This is a genomic window from Qipengyuania vesicularis (genome assembly GCF_019711415.1).
GTDB classification, from domain to species: domain Bacteria; phylum Pseudomonadota; class Alphaproteobacteria; order Sphingomonadales; family Sphingomonadaceae; genus Qipengyuania; species Qipengyuania vesicularis.
This window is the reverse complement of sequence record NZ_JAIGNJ010000004.1, coordinates 1-18141: the sequence shown is the minus strand read 5'-3', so window position 1 is coordinate 18141 and position 18141 is coordinate 1. Positions and strand designations below refer to the sequence as shown.

Below are 18141 nucleotides of genomic sequence, written 5' to 3'. Positions count from 1 at the left end.
TCTTTCCGGGATTCGTCCTTGCGCGCAGCCTCTAGCGGCAAAGGCGGCAATGCTAAACCCCGCTTTCGCCGTTCTGGCGCGGCGTGTCGAGCGTCTGGACCGGCGAACCCCACACCCGCTGGCGTTCCGCCATGAATGCTGAAAGGATCGGATGCGGCATTTGCGCATATTGCGTGGGGCTCATGCCCATGAAGGTATGGAACTCGTGCACGAAATGCGCCTGGTCGTGATAATGGCGGTCGATCACCTCGGTCCAGCTTCCCCCGTCGGAAAGCATGAAAGCCGCAAGGCTACGCATCATGCGCTGGCGGCGCAGCAGGAGGCGGGGCGGGAATCCGAAATGACGGCTGCAGACCCGTTCGAGCGTGCGCTTGGTCAGGCCGACGCGGTCTGCGAGGGCCGAGACCTCGACGAGATAGGGGTCGACCATGGCTTCATGGACCTCGAGAATGCGCGCCTGATCGCGTGGCGGCGGGGTGAGCGTCTGGAAGAATTCGACGATGTGCGCGAACTCGTCCTCGTCGGACGCGCGCGAGACACACAGATGCTCGCAAAGCGGTGCGAAGCGCGCGAAGACATCGGTCGTCTCCCCATTGTAGATCATGTTGACGTGCTGGTCGGCAGGCACTCCGACGAAACGCGCCCAGCCCAGTGGCAGCAAGCCTATACCCCACATCCGGCATGCGCCGAGCTCGAACTTGAGCGGGTGCGAGCTTGGTCCGGTAGCTTGGAAGCGCGCACCGACCAGTTCCTGTCCGTCGTGCATCTCGACACGCGGCGGATTGGTCGGAAAGAAGCGGAGATTGGCCCATTCGGGCTGTAGGTAATCGGTGACCGTTTCGCCCTCCGGCAAGGTCACTTCCATCTTGTAGAATGTCGTAAAGCAGGGCGCGAGGTCATCGGGTGGCGCGAAAAAGCGCACATTCACATGCTCCGAGCCTTCTTGAACCACTCCCCCGGTCATGCCCGCCCTTTTAGCGCATTTTGGACCGGCGCTCCACGTCGCCCAACGAGAAACGGGCGCTCTCCGTCAGGAAAGCGCCCGTTGGAATTTCGATCCGTTAGAACCGGATTAGGCGGGAAGTGCCTTCTTCGCCTGGTCGATGATCGCCTTGAAGGCAGCGCCTTCGTTCATGGCGAGATCGGCCATCACCTTGCGGTCGAGCTCGATGCCGGCAAGCTTGGTGCCGTGCATGAACTGCGAGTAGGTCAGGCCTTCCGCGCGAACCGCAGCGTTGATGCGCTGGATCCACAGGGCGCGGAAGTTACGCTTCTTAACCTTGCGGTCGCGGTATGCGTACTGGCCGGCCTTTTCGACGGCCTGGCGCGCGACGCGGATAGTGTTCTTGCGGCGACCGCGATAGCCCTTGGCCTGGTCTAGGAGCCGCTTGTGCTTCTGGCGCGTGGTAACGCCGCGTTTGATGCGAGGCATATCAGTATCTCCTTAGTTCGCGATCAGTCGAGGCCGTAAGGCGCCCACTTCTTCACCGTCTTGGTGTCGGCTTCCGACAGGACAGTGGTACCGCGGTTCTGGCGGATGTACTTCGCATTGTGGCTGATCAGGCGGTGGCGCTTGCCGGCGACACCATGCTTGACCTTGCCGGTGGCGGTGATCTTGAAGCGTTTCTTCACACCACTCTTGGTCTTCAGCTTGGGCATTTTCATCTCCTACTCGGATATCGGGTCAGAGACACGTCCAACCAGCCCTGGCAGCCCTTTCGGCCAGACCGGCAGATGAATCACGTGTCGGTGAAGGCCGCGCAGATAGCGATTTCCCGGCGCAATGCAAGCCCAAAGGGGCCGCTCAGAAATGGGTCACGTAGCCACCGTCGACGATCAGCGTGTGCCCGGTGACATAGGATGCCGCCTCCGATGCGAGGAAGGCAGCCGGTCCGGCGATCTCGTGCGGCTCGGCCCAGCGGCCAAGCGATGTCCGTCGGGCAAGGTGCGTGGGGATGTCATCGCCTTTCGTGAACCACTCCTCGTTCGCCTCGGTCAGGACGAACCCGGGAGCGACTGCATTCACCGTGATACCGTAAGGCCCCAATTCCGCCGCGAGCGACCGCGTCACTCCATCGAGCGCCGCCTTGCTTGCCGTGTATGCCGCGTCCCCGCGAGCGATCTCCGATGCGATCGAGGTAATGTTGATGATGCGACCGTATCCGCGCGCACGCATCAGGGGAGCGGCCCTTCGTGCCAAGTCGAAGGGAGCGACGAGATTGATGTCGAGCAGGCGAGCCATGTCTTCGCGCGCCAGCTTATCGAAGCTGCGCCGGTCTCGCTGGCCCACATTATTGACCAGAATATCGAGGCCATCCTCACCGATCGCCTCGAAGGCTTCGGAGGTCGCTTCGTCATCAGCGATATCGAATGAGAGAGTGCGCCCACGCTCGCCGATCTGCTCCGCCGCTTCATCCAGCGCCCTCTGGTCTCTCCCATTGAGCCAGACGCGGGCGCCATGCTCCGCGAGGCGATAGGCGATTTCGAAACCCAGCCCGCGCGCAGCCCCGGTGACGAGCGCAATCTTTCCAGCAAGCGGTTTGTCTTTGACCATGGCCGTGCTGGTAAAGGATCGCTCGCGCTTTGCCATGAAAAAAGGGGCGGGAATACAATGACCCCGCCCCCTGCATGTAATCAGTGCCGTTCCGACTTAGAAGCGTGCGCCCAGCCCGAGGCCGAAGAAACCGCGCTGCAGGTCGAAACCGTAGATGTCGTAGCTTTCGCTAACGCCCACCTCGACACGGCCGTAGAGCGGGCCGCCGAAGCCGTGCTCGTAGCCGAGGGCGAAGTTGTATCCGCCGCCCGACTCGCTCTCGTCGAGAAGGATCGGTCCATCGACCGGATCATCGAAGGTGCCCTCAAGGGTCACTTCCTGTTCGCCGTAGCCGAGCTTGGCGAAGACCATGCCCTTGCTGCCGGTGACGATGCCGGCATGCAGGCCGACGGCCCAATAGGTCGGGGTCGACAGGCAGGCGCCGTCCTCACAATTTTCCATCGAGGAGAAATCATAGGTCACGTAGGGTCCGAGCACGACAGTGTCGCTGACCGCGAAATCGGCACCGAATTCCACCCCAGCGCCCACGCCATTGCCGAATTCGTAGATGATACCGATGTCTTCTTCCGGATCGGTGATGTTCTCGTAGAACGCGCGACCCTCGACGCGGAATCCTGCCTTGTGCGCTGCCGATTTCTCCGGCGCTTCCTCATAGTTGACGTAGTCGTCCTGTGCCGCTGCCATCGAAGGCAGGGAAATGCTCGCCATGGCGAGTGCGATTGCGGTCTTCTTCATGTCCTGGTTTAGCCCTTTGCAAAATTTTACGGCCTGCGAAGCCGTCGATGCGGCCTTAGCCGCGCAACTCTTCGCAACTGGTAAATGAATCGCACTTTTGCGGACCCTGCGCGCGCGGGAAATTTCCCTGTCAGGCCAGTCCCATTGCTTCGAGCACGTCCTCGAGCCTTGCGGGATCACCAATGGCAAGGGCGGTCCCATCGCTTTCCGCATGCAGTGGTTCGCCGCGCCAGTCGCACATCATCCCGCCGGCACCTTCTACGATGGGAGCGAGTGCCGCGAAGTCATGGAGCTTGAGGCCCGCCTCGCAAACGAGATCGACATGCCCGCTGGCTACCAGCCCGTAATTGTAGCAATCGCCGCCATAGATGATCTTGCGCTCCGCCACGCTCTTGGCGAGGCCCATGAAGTGATCGGCCTCGTGATCGGAAAACTGGTGCGGGGTGGTAGTGGCCAGGACGGCGCCCGACAATTCGCGGCACCGAGCAGTAGTCACCGGCTTGCCGTTGAATGTGGTCCCCTCTCCCATGCGTCCCGCCCAGCGTTCGCGCGCAATGGGCTGGTCGATGATGCCGAGCACTGGGAAGCCGTCCTGGACGAGTGCGATCAAGGTACCGAAGATCGGGCGCCCGGCGATGAAGCTGGTCGTTCCGTCGATCGGATCGAGCACCCATTGGCGGCCCGCTGATTCATTGCGCACGCCATATTCCTCGCCGACGATCCCGTCATCGGGTCGTTCGGATTCGATGATCGCGCGCATCGCAGCTTCGGCCGCGCGGTCGGCTTCGGTGACGAAGGTTCGATCTGCCTTTTGTTCCTCGCTCCAGCTGCCGCGGAACAAGGGGCGGATCACCTCACCGGCGGCATCGGCGAGACGGTGGGCGAGGTCGAGATCGGAACGGGAAGCCATACTGCGCATTTGACATTCGAGCGACGCGGGTCAAGACGCCGCGGCAATTATTGAAGTCCCTCGCCCTTCGGGTCGCTCTGAAGGGGAAAGGATATAGACAGGGCTCTGGACAACAAGTCTCAGAAGAAGGGCGCGCGCACGCCTTCGCTCCCGCTCGTCTCCAATACCGGCCAGACCGCAGACGGATTGCCGCTCGCTTTCAACCGCGCACCTTGCGACGACCTCAAGCCGTGGATCGGCAGGATAGGGGTCACCTCCGTGAACCTTCCCGAAGGCGCTTCGATTTCGTGTGGTTCCTTTTGTGAACAGCCCACCATGCGCATCATCTACGGCGCCAACTGGACTGCACAAACTGCTGATGGCGAGCAGGAGTTCGCGCCCGGCGAAGAAGGGCTGGCGCTCTATTTCGGACCCTGCACCCGGCTCATGCGGCTCAAGGTGCATGGCTCCTTCCGGGTGGTATCGATCAACTTCACCCCGGGTGCGACACTGGAACTCGGCCTGCCGGAAGTTGAAGCGACGAACGATCGGATCCTGCCGTTCGATTGCTTCACCAAGAAGCCCGTTCCAGCTGAGGCATTTGCTCCACAGGACGATATCACGGCTTGGCTGGAGGCGGTCGAACAGCAGCTTCTCCGAGAGGTGAAGAATGCCGACCTGTCCCCGCCCGATGAACTTCTATGTGAATTCGAACGACTCTACCTGACCGACCCCGGCGCCTCTCTGGACCAGTTCGCCAAAGCGCAGGACACCACCCGGCGCACGCTCGAGCGGATCATCGGGCGCGACCTAGGCGTATCGCCACGCTTTGCAATGCGCCGCGCGCGGGCGCTCGATATGGCCGCCGCCCTGCTTGGCGTGGCGAGCGAGGATGAAGAGCCGGAAATCCGCCTGCGCTATTTCGACCAGTCGCATGTCACCCGCGAGATGCGGCAATTGTTCGATACGACACCGGGCCGGCTGAAGACCGGTGAGCACCCGCTCCTGCGGATTACGATGGAGATACGCCAGTCACGCCGTCTGGAAGCGATCGAGCACCTTTCCGGCGACGATCCAAGGCCGTGGCGGGATCCGGACGCGGAGCCGGACCAGGCCTAGTCGAATAGGCTCGAGACGCTGCTCTCATCGGCGATCCGCCGCACTGCCTCGCCGATGAGCGGGGCGATCGTGAGAATGCGGATCTTGCCCGAATCCTTAGCCGCATCGGTCGGCTTGATCGAATCGGTGATCACCAGCTCCTTGAGCGCCGATCCGTCGACCCGGGCCACGGCTCCGCCCGATAGTACGCCGTGCGTGATATAGGCAGCCACCGAGGCAGCACCTTCATCGAGCAGCGACTGGGCCGCATTGCAAAGCGTGCCACCCGAATCGATGATATCGTCGATCATGATGCAGTGGCGGCCCTTTACATCGCCGATGATGTTCATGACCTCGCTCTCGCCTGGGCGGTCGCGCCGCTTGTCGACGATTGCCAGCGGAGCATTGTCGAGCCGCTTCGCAAGCGCGCGGGCGCGGACCACGCCGCCGACGTCGGGCGAGACGACCATGAGGTCTTCATCACCGTAACGCGCCTGGATGTCGGCAGCCATCACCGGTGCGGCAAAGAGGTTGTCGGTCGGGATGTCGAAGAAACCCTGGATCTGGCCAGCATGGAGGTCGACCGCGAGCACGCGGTCAGCGCCTGCCTCGGTGATGAGGTTGGCGACGAGTTTTGCCGAGATCGGCGTGCGCGGGCCCGGTTTCCGGTCCTGTCGGGCATAGCCGAAATAGGGAACCACCGCGGTAATACGGCGAGCCGATGCACGTCGCAGCGCATCGATGCAGATCAGCAGTTCCATGAGGTTGTCGTTCGCCGGATAGCTGGTCGACTGGACCACGAAGACATCCTCGCCGCGCACATTCTCGTGGATCTCGACGAAAATTTCCTCGTCGGCAAAGCGGCGCACCTGCGCATCTACCAGCGGCATTTCGAGATAGCCTGCAATCGCTCGGGCGAGCGGCAGGTTCGAGTTGGCGGCCATGATTTTCATGTAACGAATCCCCGTGAACGGCTGTGCAAACCGCCTAGCCGAGCGTCATCGGATTGCAACATGGCGTGAGGCCGTTTTCGGCCCTTTTGCGCGCCTTTGGTCAGATTTTATGCTCGCCCCTGATCCAGCGGACGGTTCCGCTCGATGCGCGCATGACCACACTCTCGGTCGTCATCTTGCCCCCACGGCGATATTTGACGCCTTCGAGAAGCGAGCCGCTGGTCACGCCGGTCGCAGCGAAGATGCAATCGCCCTTCACCAGGTCGTCGCGCGTGTATATCCGGTCGAGGTCCTCAATACCCCACTTTCGCGCGCGGGCCTTCTCGTCATCGTTGCGGAACACGAGGCGACCGTTGAATTGCCCCCCTACACAGCGGAGCGCGGCGGCTGCCAGCACGCCTTCGGGTGCACCGCCCTGGCCCATGTACATGTCGATGGTCGTGTCCTCGTCGGTAACCGCGATCACACCTGCCACATCGCCATCGCCGATCAGGACCACTCCGCAGCCGATGCTGCGCAGTTCCGCAATCAGCTCGGCATGGCGCGGACGGTCGAGCACACAGACGATGATATCCGAAGGCTTCACCCCCTTGGCCTCGGCAACGGCAGTGACGTTTTCTGTCGGGGTCCTGGCGAGATCGATAATGCCTTCCGGATAACCCGGACCAACCGCGAGCTTGTCCATATAGACATCGGGGGCGTTGAGCAGGCAGCCTTCGGCGCTTGCGGCGAGGACGGCCAGCGAGTTGGGGCCAGCCTTGGCGGTGATGGTGGTGCCTTCGAGCGGGTCGAGCGCGATGTCGATCTTCGGGCCCTTGCCGATCGCACCGCCGACTTTCTCGCCGATGAAGAGCATTGGCGCCTCGTCGCGTTCTCCCTCGCCGATTACTACCGTTCCGTCGATGTCCAGCGTGTCGAAGGCCTTGCGCATGGCCTCCACCGCAGCCGCGTCGGCCGCCTTCTCGTCGCCGCGACCGATCAGCTTGGAGGCGGCAACGGCGGCCGCCTCGGTCACGCGGACCATTTCGAGGACGAGGACACGATCGAGCGGATTGTCGGTGGGCGAGTTCATGCGCAGTTCAGTCCCTGAAGCCAGAGTTGGGCCGCCGCAAGGCGAGCCGTGAATACCTATGCGGCGGGCGGATAGACAGGGAGCATGTCATTGTCGAGACGCGGACTGACAATCGTCCCAAGTCTGGCCGCACTGTTCATTGCCATGCCCATCCACGCGCAAGATTCACTCGGGGCGCAGACCGGTGAGCCGCCGGAGAGGATCGACTTGCTGGTGGAGGTGCCGGAAAGCGAGCCGGAACTGGAGAATTGCTCGCAGGATCAGGACGCCGCCACGATCACCGGAGAGATTGTGGTTTGCCGCCGGTCGTCTGGCGACGAGCACCGTCTCTACGATGACGATACGGCGAAGAACCGGCATGCCAAGCGCACGAAGGGGCCCATGCCGCTGGAAGTGAACCTCCCGAACACGATCCCCGCCGTTGGCGTGACCATGTCGATCAAGGGCTGCTTCATCCCGCCCTGCCCGCCACCGCCCGCCCTGATCATCGACGTCGAGGCGCTGCCCGAGGCGCCAAAAGGCTCGGACGCGGATCGGATCGCCCGAGGACTCGCTCCGCTTGGAGAAACCGACCCGCTCGAAATCAGCGAAGAAGACCTCGGCCTTCCGCCGCCATTGGCGGAGAGCGAAGTCAGTCCTTCAGTATCGGCATCACCAGCGGAGGAGCCGTCAGGCTAGGCGAGCCATCAAGCAGTTCGAGCGCCTTGGTCACGCAGCGTTCGGGCCCCTCGTGAGTCACCATTGCCACTTGCACATCGCCGCCTTCGGCATTCCGGCCGCGCTGGATCAGGCTTTCGATCGAGACACCCGCATCGCGCATGGCAGCGGTGATCTCGGCAAGCACGCCGGGCCGGTCAGCAACTGTAAAGCGGATATAGTCGCGCCCGATGCGATCGCCCGGATCGGCTGGTTCGCATGGCACTAGAGAGGTGGTCGGCACCGAGAACGGCGCACCGCTCTGGCCGCGGGCAATGTCGATGAGGTCGGCGACGACAGCGCTGGCAGTCGGTTTGTCGCCTGCTCCCGCACCCTGGAACAGGAGGCGGCCGGAGAAATCACCTTCGGCAACCACCGCGTTGGTCGGGCCCGTTACGGCGGCCAGCGGATGGCGGAAGGGGACGAGGCAAGGCCTCACGCGCTGGAGCAGGCGCCGCTCCTCGCCCTCGCCCGCAAGGGAAGCGATGCCGACGAGGCGAATGACATAGCCCAGCGCATCGGCTTGGGCGATGTCGCTTGCCCGGACCTGGGTGATGCCTTCGGTGCGGACCGCATCGAAATCGATTCGCGTTCCGAAACCGATTGCGGCCAGGATGGCGAGCTTGTGCGCCGCATCCACACCCTCGATATCGAACGCCGGGTCGGCTTCGGCATAGCCCTTCTCCTGCGCTGCACGAAGCATCTCCTCGAAATCGGCGCCGGTCTGTTCCATTTCCGACAGCACGTAATTGCAGGTGCCGTTGAGGATGCCGTAGATTCTGTCGAGCGCGTTGGCTGCGGTCCCTTCGCGCAAGCCCTTCAGGACAGGGATGCCGCCCGCAACCGCTGCCTCGAAGGCGAAGGGCGCGTTCCGCATGGCCGCAATCTCGGCCAGCTCGAGCCCATGATGGGCGACCATGGCCTTGTTGGCAGTGACCAGCCCCTTTCCGGCATCGAGCGCGCTGCGGGCCAGCGTGAGGGCGGGCCCATCAGAGCCGCCCACCAATTCGACCACGACATCGACATCGGCGCGACCCGCCATGGCCTGCATGTCGTCCACCCAGGCGTAAGAGGAAAGGTCGACGCCGCGATCCCGGCCCCTCTCGCGCGCAGTGACCGCGACGATCTCGATCGGCCGCCCGGCACGCGCTGCAATCATGTCGCGATTGGTTTCGACGAGTCGGATCACGCCGACGCCAACAGTCCCAAGGCCGGCAAGTGCGATGCGCAGCGGTTCAGCCATCGATCGCCTCCCGCGCGGGGAAACCGAAAGCCTGACGGACGTCATCCGGCACCGGTGTGGGGCGCCCTTCGGGCAGGTCCACATGCACCGTCAGCAGGCGGATCTCCGCCCGCAGCTCGCCATCGCAAGCGCCATGGAGGGTGATGAGCGTTTTCATGCTGGAGGAGCCGATCGACTCGACCGTGAGGCGCCCCTCGATGAGTTCGTCGAGCCTGATGGGTGCGAGGTAATCGACCTCCGCCTTGCGCACATGGAATTCCACGTCGTCGGGCATCCCCCGGGTACGCGCCTCGCGAAAATGCTCGGTTACGAGGATGTCGGCATATTCCAGATAGCGCGAGTTGAAGACCACGCTCTGCGGGTCGACCTCTGCGTAGCGCACGCGAAATGTGTGGCGAAATGGCTCCATGGGCCATCGCCTAGCGCAAGGCAGGTGCGGGCGTGAACCAGTTTGTCTTGTCGCTGCTCAAGCTGAGCGTGGACCGGTCAGAGCGTTCGCTCGCACGGCCCAAGCTGCTCGATCACATAGGCATAGTCGCGGGACGCCAGGGCCCTGCTGCGCGAATCGCGCGAGAGATTGGCGGATCCCGGAAGGTCGGCGGGAAGCGAGCAGGCGAGGCGATACCAACCAAGTGTCCCTGCTTGCGGAGGGCGTGCCGACTGGTCGACGATCTCAGTCCAGGAAACGCCCCAGCGCGGTGTCTGGTTGGGTCGGCGGACGACGGTAATCGAGACCGGGCCATCGTTTTCTGTATCTAGGAAGAGCTGCGTCTCCGATTCTCCGGCCAGCGTGCCCTCCACTGCCAGCGCATCGGCCACCCGAGTCACGCGCGGCGGAGCATCGGCGGCGACCAGCGAGGACAACACCGGGCGCAAGCGCGACTCGAAGTCCGCACTCCACGGTTGCTGTGCGCCTTCTCCGACCAGCTGGATCTCGCCCGGGCGGCCCGGGACGCTGCGGGCGAAAAGGACGAACTCGCGCTTCTTCAGCTTCGGCGCCTTGCCGTTCGCGCCGAGCGGTACGTCGACAAGATATCTCAGGTTCTCACCCAGGGGGACGTTGCCCGCGATCAGTGCCTTTGTACGAGCTTCGATGAAGAGCCGGACGTGGCCGGGCGCGAGGCCCGGGGCGCGTTCGGGCGCGACCGCTACCTGCTTGCGCACCTCGGCCCGAACGACGAGCGGCGCCGCATCCGCAAGCCCGACGATATCCGCATAGGTGAGCGCATTCGCCGGCGCGTCCTGCGCGGCAAGCGGAGTGGTGAGGAGGATTGCGGCGAAGCCGGCAAGTATCGGTCGTTTCGGCATTTATGCGGGTTAAACCTCTCACAATTTCCGTCGCTTGGCATCCACGTGGAAACCACAGGACGGCTTGATACGTTCCCTGTCCACGTATCGGTGAATCGGTGCTTAACCGATAAAGCGTTTGCCCCCCAAGGCCAGCACCGCTAAGGGGTGCACCAGAACTCGGTTAATGATACAATATTGCCTGAGTGTTGCCTTTGGCGATATTTTCAGGAACAAGCCGGGGTTTACGCCGATGTTCCTGATCGGGTTCGCGAAGGTGTGAAATGGAATACGGCGCCGGGGACGAGGACAATGGCCCCATCCCCCAAGCGGCGTCGAAAATGGCCCGGTGCGAATCGGGCAGACACGATGGAGTGATGCAACCGAATGGCTTATGCTGACCAACAGATGAGTGGGAATCGCATTATTGCGATCATCATCGTTGCCCTCATCCACATTGCCCTCGGTTACGCTCTGATCACCGGTCTCGCATACAATGCGGTGCAGAAGGTGGTTGAGCGCGTAACGACGATCGACGTGGAAGAGCCGCCCCCGCCGGAGCCGGAAGACGAACCCCCGCCGCCGCCCGAAGACGTGCCGGACACGGCCCCGCCGCCGCCGGTCGCGCCCGCACCGCCGATCAATATCGCGCCTGCGCCGCCGCCGCTGAGGACGACGCCAACGATCCCGCCGCCGGCTCCGCCCGCGTTGACGATCCCGCCGCCCGCACCTCCGGCACCGCCGCCGCCGCCGTCGCGCGCTCGTTCGGCGTCCGCAGATAACCTCAACCGCTGGGCCGCTCGTATCCAGGGCGACTACCCCTCAAGCGCACTTCGTCGCGAGGAGCAGGGCACGGTTACCATGCGCATCACCGTTGGCGCCAACGGACGCGTCGAAGGGTGTGCTGTTACCGGAAGCTCAGGCTCGTCGGCCCTCGATCAGGCCGCCTGCCGGGGTATGCAGCGGTATGCTCGCTACAATCCCGCGCTCAATGCGGCCGGCGACCCGATTCCTGACACACTCAGCCAATCGATCCGGTACGTCCTGCCCGACTAGGGACATCGGCAGGCAAAAAGATCAAATTTTCAAGAGGATAACTCGCTATGACTTTCTCACTTCTTTCCGCTGCTCCGCAGGCATCGTTCGGCTTCATGGAAGCCATGGAACAGGGCGGCTTCGTCGCCTGGTTCATCCTCGGCGTTATGGTCATCATGTCGGTGGGCTCGTTCTACATCCTGTTCACCAAGCTGTTCGAACAGCAGAAGGTGATGAACCAGTACAAGGCTGTCCGCACCAGCTTCTGGAAGGCCAACACGCTCAAGGAAGGGGCGACCAAGCTGGAAAAGAACAGCGCATGGCGTCAGCTCGTCGACGATGCGGTCGAAGCCGAATCGAAGCACGAGAAGATGCAGAACAATCTCGAAGCGCATGACTGGCTGCACGGCACGCTGGCTCGCTCTGAGCATGCCATCAACGCCAAGCTCGCAGGCGGCCTGCCGTTCCTCGCGACCGTGGGTGCAACCGCTCCCTTCGTCGGCCTGCTCGGCACCGTGATCGGTATCTACCGCGCCCTGATCAATATCGGCATGGCCGGCTCGGCTTCGATCGACAAGGTCGCAGGCCCGGTTGGTGAGGCACTGATCATGACCGCTATCGGTCTGCTCGTCGCCGTTCCGGCCGTGTTCGCCTACAACTGGCTGCAGAGCCGCAACCGTCGCATCGCCGACATGATGACCGGCTTCTCGACCGATCTGCTCGCCAACATCAACTCGAACGGCGCCATCAAGCCGGCCGTGATGACGGCAACGTCGACGCAGACCGCCGGCAAGGCAGCATCGGCACGTCCGGCAACTCCGGCAGCCGGTGCGACCACCACCACCACGACCAAGCGCTGATCTGCAAGGCGCGGGACGCCCCCGGCTTCCCGCGCCTGCACGCTCCAAGCGCAATCGTGTGAATATTTGTACGGATAGGATGTAAGATATGGCGATCCAGATGGGAGGCGGCGCAGAGACGCCGATGTCGGACATCAACACCACGCCGCTCGTGGACGTGATGCTGGTGCTCCTGATCATCTTCCTCATCGCGGTCCCGGTCGCGATCCAGACCATCGAGAAACTGGAAATCCCGGTGCTCGAATCGGTCGAGTCGAAAGACAAGGTCGAGAACCTGCTGCTGACCGTCAGCACTACCGACGATGCAGGGCGCAGCGCTGGCCAGGCTGGCTTCGAAGGCGCCTCGCGCAACGGTGACTGCCGCGTCTACTTCAACAACATCACTGCAGTGACCTCGGAAGAGCTCTACGACCAGGCTTTCGAACGCCTCGACAACATCGTGCAGCGTGCCGGTGGTCCCGAAGCGATCATGGAAGACCCGGACAAGATCCCGCAGGTCCACATTCGCGGCGACGTGAATGCGCCGTGGTCGTGTGTCGCAGGCGCGATCTACAACGTGCAGGCGGCAGGCTATCCCACCGTCGGCTTCATTTCGAACCCGGTCGATCCGAACGGCTGATAGGTCGGAAGACCTTCGGTTCAGGCAAGTTTTTCAGGAGTAACCCACCATGGCAATGTCAGGCGGTAGCGACGATGGCTCTCCGATGATGGAAATGAACATGACGCCGTTGATCGACGTCCTGCTCGTTCTCCTCATCATGTTCATCATCACCATTCCGGTCGCGACGCACTCGGTCGACATCGACCTGCCGCAACCCAACCCCAATCCGCCCCCGGTGACGGTCGAGCCCGACAAGAACAAGCTCATCCTCACCCAGGACGATCGGATGCTTTGGAACGGCGAGGAGATCCAGATGGGCGATCTCGTTAACCTGCTGCAGCAATCGATGACGATCGATCCCGAGCCCGAACTGCAGTTCGAGCCCGAAGCGCTCGCCAGCTACGACCTTTCGGCCCGCGTGCTTCAGGTCATCAAGGCCAGCGGCGTGACGAAGTTCGGCTTCGTCGGCAACGAACGCTACCGCACCTTCGGCAAGGCCGGCATGCAGTAAGCGTTTCGAAAGAGAAACACCGAGGAAGGGGCGGAGCGATCCGCCCCTTTTTTGTTGCCGGAACCACTGCGGTCGCGAAGGCACTGGCCATCTATGGGCCAGGACGAGGCCCTTGCCTTCTTCCTCTATTTGTGATGTTATTACATTAATCGAGAGGAGAGTGCCATGCCCATTGCCGCGCGCCGTTCGCCGTCCCCGCAAAGCTATTTCAGCGATATGAACGTTACACCGTTCATCGATGTCCTGCTTGTCCTCCTGATCATGTTCATCATGGTCATCCCGATCGCCACTCACGCCCTGCTCATCCCGCTCCCCAATGGCGAGGGCGAAGAGGATATCCTCGATATCAATGTGGTCCATATCGACCGCAGCGATCGACTCTACTGGAACGGTGCGGAGATGGACCGCCAGGAATTGCTCAACCAACTCGCCTCGACCGCCAAGCTCGAAACCCAACCAGTGGTGCGCTTCGAGCCCGACGCATTGGCATCGTACCAGACATCCGCAAGGACCATCGCCCTCATCAAGGATGCGGGGATCGAGAACTTTGCCTTCGTCGGCAATCACAAATACCGCGAATTCGGTGCCGATTGAGTCGCGTTCCCGGCGCTGGCGTCGCCGGATAGAGCCATACGATCACGGTGAGCCGCTACGCTGGATCAGCTTCGTGCCGCTCGCCGGGGTCTTTGCCATAGCCGGGGCACTTGTCGCGTCGAGCTATGGCATTGCGCCGAACGCGCTGACGGTCGACCTGCCCGCACCTTATCCAGATGACGGCCCCGGTCCGCTCAGCCCTCCCGTCAATCGCCTGATCGTGACCGCCGATGGCGCAATACTGTGGAACGGCGCGCAGGTCAGTGATGAGGAGCTGGGCCGGATACTCGAACGGCCCAAGCTTGGTGGCGAGAACGCCCCCCTGCTGTTCGCGCCAGAAGCCGACGCATCCTATGCCCGAGCCATTCAGGTTCTCGACCTTGTTCGAAAGCATGGGGCTATCGATCGCTGCTTCCGCTTCTCGGAGATCGAGCGATACCGGCGCTACGAAGATCCCGATAGCTTCGCAGAGCTTGCCCCTCCGTCGCGGGAAGATTGCGCCCCGCTCCCCTCACCGCATTCCATGCCCTCTACTCGTCCGTAAGTGGCAAGTCATCGACTCGCATGGCAGCGCCAGCGAGGCTTTCCGCTTCCAGTAGCAGCTCGTCGTCCACCGACCCTTGCGGCGTCGCCTCGCGGCCGATCATGACCATCACCGGGACGGCAAGCGGGCTGACCCGGTCGAGCTCCACATGCACCAGCTGTTCGGCCGATCGATCGAGCAGGTCGCCGAGCCTACCGACATCGGTCATCCGCGCCCGCGCATCGGCCCAGGCCGCCTCCAGAAGGACGTGGTCGGGCTCGTACTTCCGCAGCACGTCGTAGATCAGGTCGGTCGAAAAGGTGACTTGCTTGCCGGTCTTGCGCTTGCCTGGATGCTGGCGCTCGACCAGTCCCCCGATCACGGCAACCTCGCGAAACGCCCTGCGAAGCAAGTGCGAGTTCTGCACCCACTCGATGAACTCGTCCTGCAGGATGTCGGGTGAGAGCAGCGGCGCAGGATCTTTCACCGGTTTCAGACCCCACACGGCAAGGCTGTAGTCGTTGGCGACGAAACCGCCCGGCATCAGCCCGCGATCCTCCATCCGCCGCGTGATCAGCATCCCCAGGCTCTGGTTCGCGTTCCAGCCCTCGAAAGTATAGTAGACCGAGTAATGACGCTTGGCGTGCGGGAAGCTTTCGACCAGCAGCTGCCCCGGCCCGGGCATCTGGCTGCGCCAGTCCTGCACTTCCAGCCATTCGCGCACATCGTCGGGAAAACGCGCCCAGCCCGCCCGGTCGACCAACATGGTCCGCACCCGCTCGGCCAGATGGGTGGTGAGCGGCATGCGCGCGCCGCCATAGCTCGGGATCATGGCATTGGAAGTCGCGGCCTTCACCAGCACTTCCATGTCTTGGAGCTTGACCACCTCGAGGCTCATCCCCGCGAAGGCGAATGTGTCCCCCGGGCTGAGCTGCGCGGCGAAACGCTCCTCGATCTTTCCGAGGCTGCGTCCGCCGCGTCCGCGCCCGGAATTGAACCGCACCTCAAGCATCTCGCTGTCGATTATGATACCTGCGTTCAGGCGGTGGCGCGCTGCCTGCTCGGGATGGGTCAGCCGCCAGACGCCCTGCCTGTCGCGCACGATGCGCTTGAACTTGTCATAGGCCTGGAGCGCGTAGCCACCCGTCGCGACGAAAGTGAGCACGCGCTCCCAGACCTGCTCGTCGACCCAGGCATAGGCTAGGCTGGAGCGCACTTCGCGAATCAGCTCCTCTTCCTGAAACGGCGAGGCGCAGGCACAGGCCATGACGTGTTGCGCCAGGACGTCGAGCCCGCCGGCACGGAAATCCTCACCGTCGCGCTTGCCCTCGTCGACGGCTTCCTTCGCCGCTGTCGCCTCGAGAAATTCGAAGCGGTTGCCGGGGACAAGCAAGGCACGCGAAGGCTGGTCGAGCCGGTGATTGGCGCGCCCTATGCGCTGCAAGAGCCGCGAAGACCCCTTGGGGGCGCCCATCTGCACCACGAGGTCGATATCGCCCCAGTCGACGCCAAGATCGAGACTGGCCGTGGCAACGAGCGCGCGTAACTCCCCCCGCGCCATCGCGCCCTCCACCTTGCGCCGCGCCTCCTTCGAGAGCGAGCCGTGGTGGATGCCGATCGGCAGGTTCTCCTCGTTCACATCCCAAAGGTGCTGGAAGATGTACTCGGCAAGGAAGCGCGTGTTGGTGAACACAAGCGTCGTCTTGTTGCGCCGGATCTCTTGGTAGAGCTGCGGGATCGCCCATGTCGCCGCATGTCCGCCCCAGGGCACGCGCTCTTCGTCGGGGAGCAGGATTTCGACCTCGGCGGGCGCCCCCTGCTCGCCTTCGACCAGCTCAACGCTGTCGATGTCGCCCCACGGCGCGAGCCACTCGCGAAAGACCTCCGGCCCGGCAACCGTCGCCGAAAGGGCAGCGCGCTGCATGTCCGGAGAAATGGCCTGCAGACGGGTGAGCGCGAGCGCCAGCAGGTCGCCTCGTTTGCCCGTGGCGAAGGCGTGTACCTCATCAATAACAGTGCGCTTGAGGCCCCTGAACATCTCGAAACTGTCCGGATAGGACAGCAGCAGCGACAGGCTCTCGGGCGTGGTCAGCAGGACATTTGGAGGACGCGTCCGCTGGCGCTTCTTGCGGTCCGAGGGAGTATCGCCGCTCCGGGTCTCCACCGTGATCGGCAGGCCCATCTCCTCGACCGGCGTAAGGAGGTTGCGCTGCACGTCATGAGCCAGCGCCTTGAGGGGCGAGACATAGAGCGTGTGGAGTCCTTCCGGCGGTTCGCACCCGCTGCGCGAAGGCGTGAAGGCCGCCAGCGTCGTCAGGAAGCCCGCGAGCGTCTTGCCGGCGCCGGTATCGGCCACCAGCAGGGCATGACGCCCTGCATCGCTCGCGGCCAGCATCGCCTCCTGGTGAGTTCGGATGCGCCAGCTACGACCTGCGAACCAGTCTAAGATTTCGGGAGGGATGCTTGCTGCGCTCACATGTCCTCAGCGCTTCGCGTTCTCGCGGGTTCCACTCGAACTATCGTGCTCGTCAAAGGGCTGCCAATCCCCGGTACGCATTCTCGCCGCCATCCTCCATCAGGGCTTCGACAAGACCGATCGTAACTGCACAGCGCTCAGGAGAGCGGTCATCGGCGAGCGCGGCGCCGATTTCTTCGCGGGTCAGGCCAGTCAATGCCTGGGTCCGCCCGATGACGCTTTCCTGAAGCTCGACACTTGCCACCACTTCCACCGGTTTGAGGTAGTTCCGCCGGTCCAGATAAAGTTTCGCAAGTTCACGTTCGCTTGCGAGGATTTCGGGCCCAGGAGAGAAACCCTCTTTCAGGAAAGCCTTGGTGTAGATGTCGCGGCAATAGTCGCCGCCTTCGGCTTGCGCAGCCTTGAGCCAGGCGAGATAGACCCTGCTTGCCGCTAGCAGATCGCTGGTCGACACCACCGAGCGCACCCGCATCATTTCGTCGCGCAGATAGGCGCGCGCTTTGGCCGGGTCATAGCCCTCATCGGCCACATGGAAAGCAAAGACCTCCGCGAATTCGGCATCGCTTTCGACAATTTCGGCATAGTCTACATCATCGCCAAACAGATCTGCGACAATTGGGTCCAGACGGCGGGTGTCGACCACCCTACCGTTGGCCGTCGGCGGACCCTCCATGAAATCGGTGGGATAGGAGGTTTGCGAAACGGCCGTCTCGGAGCGCGGTGGCTCGTCGTCGTCACCGGTGCACATGGCGATCAGAAACAGCAGGCCCAGCAGCCACCAGAAACCGAATTTATCTAGCCGGTATCGCTCGAGAACATTGGAACTTTGCCCGATGGTTTCACCGAAGGATAGATCAACATCCGGCTGATAGACCGAGCGCGTATAAGGCTCGTGATCCTCTTCATAAGAGGGATCGGCATAGATCCTCGGACGGGCTTCGGGTTCGGGTTCGGGTTCGGGTTCGGGTTCGGGTTCGGGTTCGGGTTCGGGTTCGGGTTCGGGTTCGGGTTCGG

At 62.9% G+C, this 18141-nt stretch carries 21 protein-coding genes; 8 read left to right on the top strand and 13 right to left on the bottom strand.

What is annotated here, in order from left to right; all coding sequences use genetic code 11:
• Positions 1 to 52: 52 nt before the first annotated feature.
• From K3146_RS11985 to hisN, 6 genes are all read right to left on the bottom strand, one after another.
• A complete protein-coding gene (locus K3146_RS11985) occupies positions 53 to 964 on the bottom strand; it encodes a helix-turn-helix domain-containing protein (RefSeq protein WP_221546551.1) in 912 nt (303 codons plus the stop codon).
• A 108-nt stretch (positions 965 to 1072) separates the two neighbouring features.
• On the bottom strand, positions 1073 to 1432 hold the full coding sequence (rplT, locus tag K3146_RS11980) for a 50S ribosomal protein L20 (RefSeq protein WP_006834668.1): 360 nt from the start codon (positions 1430 to 1432) through the stop codon (positions 1073 to 1075).
• Between the two features lie 23 nt (positions 1433 to 1455).
• Complete coding sequence (gene rpmI / locus K3146_RS11975) at positions 1456 to 1659, bottom strand: 50S ribosomal protein L35 (RefSeq protein ID WP_086438021.1); 204 nt, start codon at positions 1657 to 1659, stop codon at positions 1456 to 1458.
• Between the two features lie 145 nt (positions 1660 to 1804).
• Positions 1805 to 2554, bottom strand: a complete 750-nt coding sequence (locus tag K3146_RS11970) for an SDR family oxidoreductase (protein ID WP_221546550.1) — start codon at positions 2552 to 2554, stop codon at positions 1805 to 1807.
• A 96-nt stretch (positions 2555 to 2650) separates the two neighbouring features.
• On the bottom strand, positions 2651 to 3289 hold the full coding sequence (locus K3146_RS11965) for an outer membrane beta-barrel protein (protein ID WP_221546549.1): 639 nt from the start codon (positions 3287 to 3289) through the stop codon (positions 2651 to 2653).
• A 130-nt stretch (positions 3290 to 3419) separates the two neighbouring features.
• Positions 3420 to 4199, bottom strand: a complete 780-nt coding sequence (gene hisN / locus K3146_RS11960) for a histidinol-phosphatase (RefSeq protein WP_221546548.1) — start codon at positions 4197 to 4199, stop codon at positions 3420 to 3422.
• Positions 4200 to 4514: 315 nt separating this feature from the next.
• Here hisN and K3146_RS11955 point away from each other — a divergent pair, with 315 nt between their 5' ends.
• Positions 4515 to 5297 carry a helix-turn-helix domain-containing protein gene (locus tag K3146_RS11955; RefSeq protein ID WP_221546547.1) on the top strand — a complete coding sequence of 261 codons (783 nt, stop codon included), beginning with the start codon at positions 4515 to 4517 and terminating at the stop codon, positions 5295 to 5297.
• Here the strand turns inward: K3146_RS11955 and K3146_RS11950 are convergent.
• Both K3146_RS11950 and glpX read right to left on the bottom strand, forming a co-directional pair.
• Positions 5294 to 6229 carry a ribose-phosphate pyrophosphokinase gene (locus K3146_RS11950; RefSeq protein ID WP_221546546.1) on the bottom strand — a complete coding sequence of 312 codons (936 nt, stop codon included), beginning with the start codon at positions 6227 to 6229 and terminating at the stop codon, positions 5294 to 5296. The two genes, K3146_RS11955 and K3146_RS11950, sit on opposite strands and share 4 nt — an antisense overlap.
• A 100-nt stretch (positions 6230 to 6329) precedes the next feature.
• Positions 6330 to 7301 carry a class II fructose-bisphosphatase gene (glpX, locus tag K3146_RS11945; protein ID WP_221546545.1) on the bottom strand — a complete coding sequence of 324 codons (972 nt, stop codon included), beginning with the start codon at positions 7299 to 7301 and terminating at the stop codon, positions 6330 to 6332.
• Positions 7302 to 7385: 84 nt separating this feature from the next.
• Here glpX and K3146_RS11940 point away from each other — a divergent pair, with 84 nt between their 5' ends.
• Positions 7386 to 7979 (top strand): hypothetical protein, encoded by a 594-nt coding sequence (locus tag K3146_RS11940; protein ID WP_221546544.1) that lies wholly within the window; start codon positions 7386 to 7388, stop codon positions 7977 to 7979.
• Here the strand turns inward: K3146_RS11940 and K3146_RS11935 are convergent.
• The 3 genes from K3146_RS11935 to K3146_RS11925 form a co-directional block, all read right to left on the bottom strand.
• Positions 7933 to 9240 (bottom strand): homoserine dehydrogenase, encoded by a 1308-nt coding sequence (locus tag K3146_RS11935; protein ID WP_221546543.1) that lies wholly within the window; start codon positions 9238 to 9240, stop codon positions 7933 to 7935. The two genes, K3146_RS11940 and K3146_RS11935, sit on opposite strands and share 47 nt — an antisense overlap.
• On the bottom strand, positions 9233 to 9649 hold the full coding sequence (locus tag K3146_RS11930; RefSeq protein ID WP_221546542.1) for an acyl-CoA thioesterase: 417 nt from the start codon (positions 9647 to 9649) through the stop codon (positions 9233 to 9235). The genes K3146_RS11935 and K3146_RS11930 overlap by 8 nt, the downstream gene beginning before the upstream one ends.
• A 77-nt stretch (positions 9650 to 9726) precedes the next feature.
• Positions 9727 to 10548 (bottom strand): hypothetical protein, encoded by an 822-nt coding sequence (locus K3146_RS11925; RefSeq protein WP_221546541.1) that lies wholly within the window; start codon positions 10546 to 10548, stop codon positions 9727 to 9729.
• Positions 10549 to 10914: 366 nt separating this feature from the next.
• Here K3146_RS11925 and K3146_RS11920 point away from each other — a divergent pair, with 366 nt between their 5' ends.
• From K3146_RS11920 to K3146_RS11895, 6 genes are all read left to right on the top strand, one after another.
• On the top strand, positions 10915 to 11583 hold the full coding sequence (locus tag K3146_RS11920; protein WP_221546540.1) for an energy transducer TonB: 669 nt from the start codon (positions 10915 to 10917) through the stop codon (positions 11581 to 11583).
• Positions 11584 to 11630: 47 nt separating this feature from the next.
• Complete coding sequence (locus K3146_RS11915; protein ID WP_221546539.1) at positions 11631 to 12422, top strand: MotA/TolQ/ExbB proton channel family protein; 792 nt, start codon at positions 11631 to 11633, stop codon at positions 12420 to 12422.
• 88 nt (positions 12423 to 12510) lie between these two features.
• Entirely contained in the window at positions 12511 to 13041 is a 531-nt protein-coding gene (locus tag K3146_RS11910) for an ExbD/TolR family protein (protein WP_221546538.1), read from the top strand.
• A gap of 49 nt (positions 13042 to 13090) precedes the next feature.
• Positions 13091 to 13534 (top strand): ExbD/TolR family protein, encoded by a 444-nt coding sequence (locus K3146_RS11905; RefSeq protein ID WP_221546537.1) that lies wholly within the window; start codon positions 13091 to 13093, stop codon positions 13532 to 13534.
• 165 nt (positions 13535 to 13699) lie between these two features.
• Entirely contained in the window at positions 13700 to 14128 is a 429-nt protein-coding gene (locus tag K3146_RS11900) for an ExbD/TolR family protein (protein ID WP_247711267.1), read from the top strand.
• Positions 14118 to 14672 (top strand): ExbD/TolR family protein, encoded by a 555-nt coding sequence (locus K3146_RS11895; protein WP_221546536.1) that lies wholly within the window; start codon positions 14118 to 14120, stop codon positions 14670 to 14672. The genes K3146_RS11900 and K3146_RS11895 overlap by 11 nt, the downstream gene beginning before the upstream one ends.
• Here the strand turns inward: K3146_RS11895 and K3146_RS11890 are convergent.
• Both K3146_RS11890 and K3146_RS11885 read right to left on the bottom strand, forming a co-directional pair.
• Positions 14659 to 17127 (bottom strand): ligase-associated DNA damage response DEXH box helicase, encoded by a 2469-nt coding sequence (locus tag K3146_RS11890; protein WP_221546535.1) that lies wholly within the window; start codon positions 17125 to 17127, stop codon positions 14659 to 14661. The two genes, K3146_RS11895 and K3146_RS11890, sit on opposite strands and share 14 nt — an antisense overlap.
• 52 nt (positions 17128 to 17179) lie before the next feature.
• Positions 17180 to 18141: hypothetical protein (locus K3146_RS11885; RefSeq protein ID WP_221546534.1), on the bottom strand; the 962-nt coding region annotated here is incomplete at its 5' end.

Excerpts from the sequence above, each read along its gene's own strand:
- K3146_RS11985 (WP_221546551.1), bottom strand. The coding sequence starts at position 964 with ATGACCGGGGGAGTGGTTCAAGAAGGCTCGGAGCATGTGAATGTGCGC.
- rplT (WP_006834668.1), bottom strand. The coding sequence starts at position 1,432 with ATGCCTCGCATCAAACGCGGCGTTACCACGCGCCAGAAGCACAAGCGG.
- rpmI (WP_086438021.1), bottom strand. The coding sequence starts at position 1,659 with ATGCCCAAGCTGAAGACCAAGAGTGGTGTGAAGAAACGCTTCAAGATC.
- K3146_RS11970 (WP_221546550.1), bottom strand. The coding sequence starts at position 2,554 with ATGGTCAAAGACAAACCGCTTGCTGGAAAGATTGCGCTCGTCACCGGG.
- K3146_RS11965 (WP_221546549.1), bottom strand. The coding sequence starts at position 3,289 with ATGAAGAAGACCGCAATCGCACTCGCCATGGCGAGCATTTCCCTGCCT.
- hisN (WP_221546548.1), bottom strand. The coding sequence starts at position 4,199 with ATGGCTTCCCGTTCCGATCTCGACCTCGCCCACCGTCTCGCCGATGCC.
- K3146_RS11955 (WP_221546547.1), top strand. The coding sequence starts at position 4,515 with ATGCGCATCATCTACGGCGCCAACTGGACTGCACAAACTGCTGATGGC.
- K3146_RS11950 (WP_221546546.1), bottom strand. The coding sequence starts at position 6,229 with ATGAAAATCATGGCCGCCAACTCGAACCTGCCGCTCGCCCGAGCGATT.
- glpX (WP_221546545.1), bottom strand. The coding sequence starts at position 7,301 with ATGAACTCGCCCACCGACAATCCGCTCGATCGTGTCCTCGTCCTCGAA.
- K3146_RS11940 (WP_221546544.1), top strand. The coding sequence starts at position 7,386 with ATGTCATTGTCGAGACGCGGACTGACAATCGTCCCAAGTCTGGCCGCA.
- K3146_RS11935 (WP_221546543.1), bottom strand. The coding sequence starts at position 9,240 with ATGGCTGAACCGCTGCGCATCGCACTTGCCGGCCTTGGGACTGTTGGC.
- K3146_RS11930 (WP_221546542.1), bottom strand. The coding sequence starts at position 9,649 with ATGGAGCCATTTCGCCACACATTTCGCGTGCGCTACGCAGAGGTCGAC.
- K3146_RS11925 (WP_221546541.1), bottom strand. The coding sequence starts at position 10,548 with ATGCCGAAACGACCGATACTTGCCGGCTTCGCCGCAATCCTCCTCACC.
- K3146_RS11920 (WP_221546540.1), top strand. The coding sequence starts at position 10,915 with ATGGCTTATGCTGACCAACAGATGAGTGGGAATCGCATTATTGCGATC.
- K3146_RS11915 (WP_221546539.1), top strand. The coding sequence starts at position 11,631 with ATGACTTTCTCACTTCTTTCCGCTGCTCCGCAGGCATCGTTCGGCTTC.
- K3146_RS11910 (WP_221546538.1), top strand. The coding sequence starts at position 12,511 with ATGGCGATCCAGATGGGAGGCGGCGCAGAGACGCCGATGTCGGACATC.
- K3146_RS11905 (WP_221546537.1), top strand. The coding sequence starts at position 13,091 with ATGGCAATGTCAGGCGGTAGCGACGATGGCTCTCCGATGATGGAAATG.
- K3146_RS11900 (WP_247711267.1), top strand. The coding sequence starts at position 13,700 with ATGCCCATTGCCGCGCGCCGTTCGCCGTCCCCGCAAAGCTATTTCAGC.